4 protein-coding genes are annotated in these 4,703 nt (G+C 54.3%); all 4 read left to right on the top strand.

Going from position 1 to position 4,703, the window contains the following annotated elements; all coding sequences use genetic code 11:
* The first annotated feature begins 219 nt into the window (after positions 1-219).
* On the top strand, positions 220-1,815 hold the full coding sequence (locus ACEW8P_RS00810) for a SusD/RagB family nutrient-binding outer membrane lipoprotein (protein WP_373511211.1): 1,596 nt from the start codon (positions 220-222) through the stop codon (positions 1,813-1,815).
* A gap of 126 nt (positions 1,816-1,941) precedes the next feature.
* Positions 1,942-2,811: an alkaline phosphatase family protein gene (locus ACEW8P_RS00805; protein ID WP_373511210.1), complete on the top strand. Its 870-nt coding sequence runs from the start codon at positions 1,942-1,944 to the stop codon at positions 2,809-2,811.
* Positions 2,812-2,813: 2 nt separating this feature from the next.
* Positions 2,814-3,398 carry an HD domain-containing protein gene (locus tag ACEW8P_RS00800; RefSeq protein WP_373511209.1) on the top strand — a complete coding sequence of 195 codons (585 nt, stop codon included), beginning with the start codon at positions 2,814-2,816 and terminating at the stop codon, positions 3,396-3,398.
* A gap of 142 nt (positions 3,399-3,540) precedes the next feature.
* Positions 3,541-4,703: YncE family protein (locus ACEW8P_RS00795; RefSeq protein WP_373511208.1), on the top strand; the 1,163-nt coding region annotated here is incomplete at its 3' end.

The raw sequence follows: 4,703 nt of genomic DNA, 5'->3' as shown, positions 1-4,703 counted from the left end.
AAGGACATCGACCTCAACCAGTACGTTTCCGGCGGTGGTTCAGGCTTGCAGTCGCCTTCGACGCGGCGGTACGGAGTGAATTTGAGTTTGACATTTTGAAGAGGAGGCACAAAGGGGCAAAGATCCAAAGTGGCTACCGATTGATAGCTTCATGACTTTTGGTTTGAGGAAAACATACCTAATAACCTAACAGCTAACCACCTAATACCTAAAAATATCATGAAAACAAATATTAAAATTGCCTACGCATTCCTCGTCTTGGGCCTGGCCCTTTCGAGCTGCGAGAAGACTTTTGAATATCTCGAAAAAGACCCGAACCGCGCCATCACGGCCCCCGCTTCCCTGGTATTGCAGGGCATCGAGTTCGATTTGTACGACGACACGGGCCGACCGTTCAGTTCGGAGATGCGCTGGAACCAGTTTTATGCCATCAACTATAACTACTACGGGACCAATGAGTACCAGTTTGGAGAAATGCCGAATCACTATTTTACCCTGAAAAACGTAATAAAAATGGAGGAGGAAGCCAAACGCGCCGGGGCCGCCGACGTGAACGGCTACTCAGCGCTGGGCAAGTTCTTCCGGGCGTATTTCTACGATCAGATGTCGGTGCGGGTGGGCGACCTCCCCGCCATGGAAGCCCTGGAAGGACGCGGCAACCTCACGCCGAAGTACGACACGCAGAAGCAGATATACGCCCAAATCCTGACATGGCTGGACGAGGCAAACACTGACATGGCCTCACTGATTGCCAAGGGCGAAACTACCGTGCCGGGCGATTTTTACTTCAACGGCGACCTGCGCAAATGGCAGAAAACCGTGAACGCTCTGAAACTCCGCATCTTGATGCGGTTGAGCAAGCAGGCCGACGACGCCGAATTGAAAGTGCAAAGCCGCTTCGCCGAAGTGCTCAATAACCCGGCTAAGTTTCCGATTTTCTCAGGCATGGGCGACAACCTGCAATTCGTCTCCAACAACTTCAACAAGTACCCGTCCAATCCCGACAACTTTGGTTTCGACGCCACGCGGCAAAACATGGCCAAAACCTACATCGACCTTACCGTGGCTCGCCAGGACCCGCGCGTGATGGTAGTGGCCGAGCCCGCCGGAGCGCAATTGAAAGCGGGAAAGAACCCTTCGGATTTCTCGGTCTTCGTGGGGGCTAGTTCGGGTGAAGACCTCACCGACATGACCGAAAAAGCGGGCCGTGATAACGGCGCGGGCTTCGCACCCGGTGTGTATTCCTTCCAAAGCCGCTCGCGCTATTACACCAATTACGTCGGCGAGGCAACCTTCATTCTTGGCTTTCCTGAACTATGCTTTAACCTGGCCGAGGGCATCAACCGCGGCTGGGCCAGCGGCGACGCCGAGTCCTGGTACAAGAAGGGCATCAAGGCATCGCAGGAATTCTACGGCGTGAAGGATGGCACGCTCACCATGCGTTACTCGCGCACCGGGGGCCGCGATGCCGCTGACTTCGGCACCTACACGATCGACTTTAACTTCGAACAGTACTACGCCCAGCCGCTGGTGAAATACGATGGCAAAACCGCCGCCGGACTGGAAAAAATCCTGACGCAGAAGTACCTGGCGTTTTTCATGAACTCGGGAATGGAAGCCTACTTCAATTACCGCCGCACGGGCGTTCCCAACTTCCTGACGGGCGTCGGCACGGGCAACTCGGGCCGCATTGCGCTGCGCTGGCTCTATCCCTTCTCAGAACGCACCACCAACGAAACCAATTACAAGGAAGCCATCCAGCGGCAGTTCGGCGGCGACGACAGCATCAACAAAGCCCTCTGGATCTCCCAGTAAGCAAGACTATCATATCATAGGTTTGGTGATTTTGAAAAGCGGGAGTAGATTACTCTCGTTTTCTTTATTTAAAAAGTACACCAAGCACTCCTGACCTTCTAAAATATTTAGACCCATAAACTTCAAATGCGCTATCTCATACTTCTAATCCTCCTGCCATTCACTACCCTCGCCCAAAACCACGTCGTTGTCATCGGTCTCGACGGCCTCAGCCCCGACGGCATCCAAAATGCCACCACGCCTGTCCTGGATTCGCTGATGCGGAACGGCAGCTACTCCATGACAGCGAAGGCAGTTTTCCCGAGTTCCAGTAGTCCCAATTGGGCGTCGATGATTACAGGTACTTCGCCCGCGCACCACGAAATCTGGGCCAATAGCTGGAAACGCACTGACATCGCCGACAAAGCCTACTGCGGCGGCAATAAAGGCCAGCCTTACCCCACAATTTTCCGCGCCGTTCGCGAGCAAAATAAGGATGCTAAGGTTGCCTGTTTTTACGATTGGGATGATTTTGGAAGATTGCTGGAAGACGACGTCTGCACCATAAAAATCGACGGAAAAGGCGAAAATGACACCGCCGCGCAAGCCGCTAACTACATTGCCGCCAATGCGCCACTATTTACTTTTATCCATCTCGACCACGTTGATCACGCGGGACATGACGCCGGACACGGCACGCCGACCTACTACCAATCTGTTACCAAAGCGGATTTGCTCGTTGGCAGGATCATGAATGCTATCCGCGCTTCCGGCAAAGCAAACGAAACGGTGGTTCTTATCACCGCTGACCACGGTGGGGTAGACAAAGGCCACGGAGGCAACAGCGCCGCCGAGATGAACATTCCCTGGATTATTTCGGGAAAAGGCATTCTCAAAAATCACGCACTGCGTACACCGATCGATACCTTTGACACTGCCGTAACGGTCGCTAAGGTTTTGAATGTAAAGCCATTTGAATGTTGGACGGGGAAGGCAGTGGTGGAAGCAATGCAATAATTATGAATGACAAATCACCCAACTACTCCGAAGAAACTCTCACCGAAATCCGCGCCTTGTTCGACCAGCACGGCCGTGAGCCTTACTACGGCGAGGAAGTCTCGCAGTTTGAACACGCCGCCCAGGCTGCCGAACTCGCCAAACGCGACGGCTACGACGTGGAGGTACAAGTTGCCGCCTTACTGCACGACATCGGCCATATGCTCCCGACCGATGATCCCGCCGAACTTATGGATGAGTACGGTCGCCGCGACCACGAGGGCGTCGCCGCCGATTGGCTACGCCAGCGAGGTTTTTCAGATAAGGTGGGTACTTTGATTGAAAACCATGTCAACGCCAAAAGGTACTTGACATTCAAGAAACCAGGGTACTTTGCCGCGCTTTCCGAAGCCAGCATTCAAACCCTCGCATTTCAGGGTGGCCCGATGACGGAAGCAGAAGCCCGGTTTTTTGAAAAAAATCCGTACTTTGATCTCATCCTACGGATGCGCCGCTGGGACGAAGCCGCTAAGCAGAAAAACTACCCCACGCCGGGTTTGGAGCATTATCTGGCATTGATTGAAAATTATTTGAAACTCAAAAACTAACAAAACCTCTATCCCCCCGCCCTTTCTCAGCAACGGCTGCCCGGCTGTCAGGAGAAAGGGGGCATTCTCTTAGATCAATCTCCCCTCTTCTTTCAGGAGAGGGGCCGGGGGTGAGACGGTCGGCCGCTGCCGTGAAAACATCATGAAATCACTCCCCCTACTCCTCGCCCTAATCCTCCTCACCCTCCCCGCCTTCGCCCAAAAGTGGGTTGCCAATACCCCCGCCGGAGCCTCCTACCTGAAAATCGACAAAAGCGGCACCACCACGCTTCCCAACGGCCGCTTCATTACGCCGCTGGGCCGACAAATCACTACTGCTCCGCATCCCTACGGTTTAGCAGTGAGTCCTGATGGCAGTGTAGCGGTTACGGCTAATTCAGGCATTAACCCGATTTCGATCAGCATCATTAGGAACGTGTTGCAGGAAAACGCCAGCGTCCAGCAAGTTCCCGACCAGGCCAAAACCGACAACGGCGTGCTGGAAGCCTGCTTCATGGGCCTCGCCATCACGCCCGACAACCAAACGGTGTACGTAGCGGGCGGCGAAACCAACAAGATTTTCCTCTTCGACCTGGCGACGGGCAAGCCGAAAAGTACCATCGACTGCGCCACCAAGGCCAACGGCATCAACTACTACCACGGCTACATCGGCGACATGGTGCTGACCAAAGACGGCGGCACTCTCTACGCCTTAGACCAAATTGGCTTCCGGTTGTTGGTCATCGACACCAAATCCCAGAAAATCCGGCACAGCATCCCGACGGGCCGCTACCCGTTTGGTGTGTGTCTTTCGCCCGATGAAAAGCGGGTGTACGTCGCCAACGTGGGCGTGTTCGAGTACAAGCCGTTCACGGATTTGGACAAAGACGATTTGAAAAGCACCGCTCACAAATGGCCTTCAACCAAGTACAATTCCAAAGAAATGAAGGAGGGGATTCCCGCCGAGGGCGTGCCGCCGCTGGGCGATCCCAACGATCCCGAAGCTTTTTCGGTGTGGAGCTACGAAATTCAAAATGGCAAACCCGCCGTGACGGCCAAGATCAAAACTGGTATTCTGGTCGGGCAGATGGTGGAGGATTTTCCCGCCGTGGGCGGCAGCAGCCCTAACTCCGTAGTCGCTACCGATCAGTACGTGTTCGTGACCAATGGCAACAATGATTGCGTGTCGGTCATCGACATGAAACAAGATACGGTCGTCAACACCATCTACCTCAATCCCGAGCCGCGCCTGGGTAGTTTGCGTGGCCTGATTCCCTTTGGTGTGGCCATCTCGCCCGACCAACGGCGGCTGTACGTCGCCGAGGC

This window comes from Persicitalea sp. (genome assembly GCF_041751555.1).
In the GTDB taxonomy this organism is placed as follows: Bacteria; Bacteroidota; Bacteroidia; order Cytophagales; family Spirosomataceae; genus Persicitalea.
The sequence above is the reverse complement of the archived record's forward strand: the minus strand, read 5'-3'. Positions and strand labels throughout refer to the sequence as shown.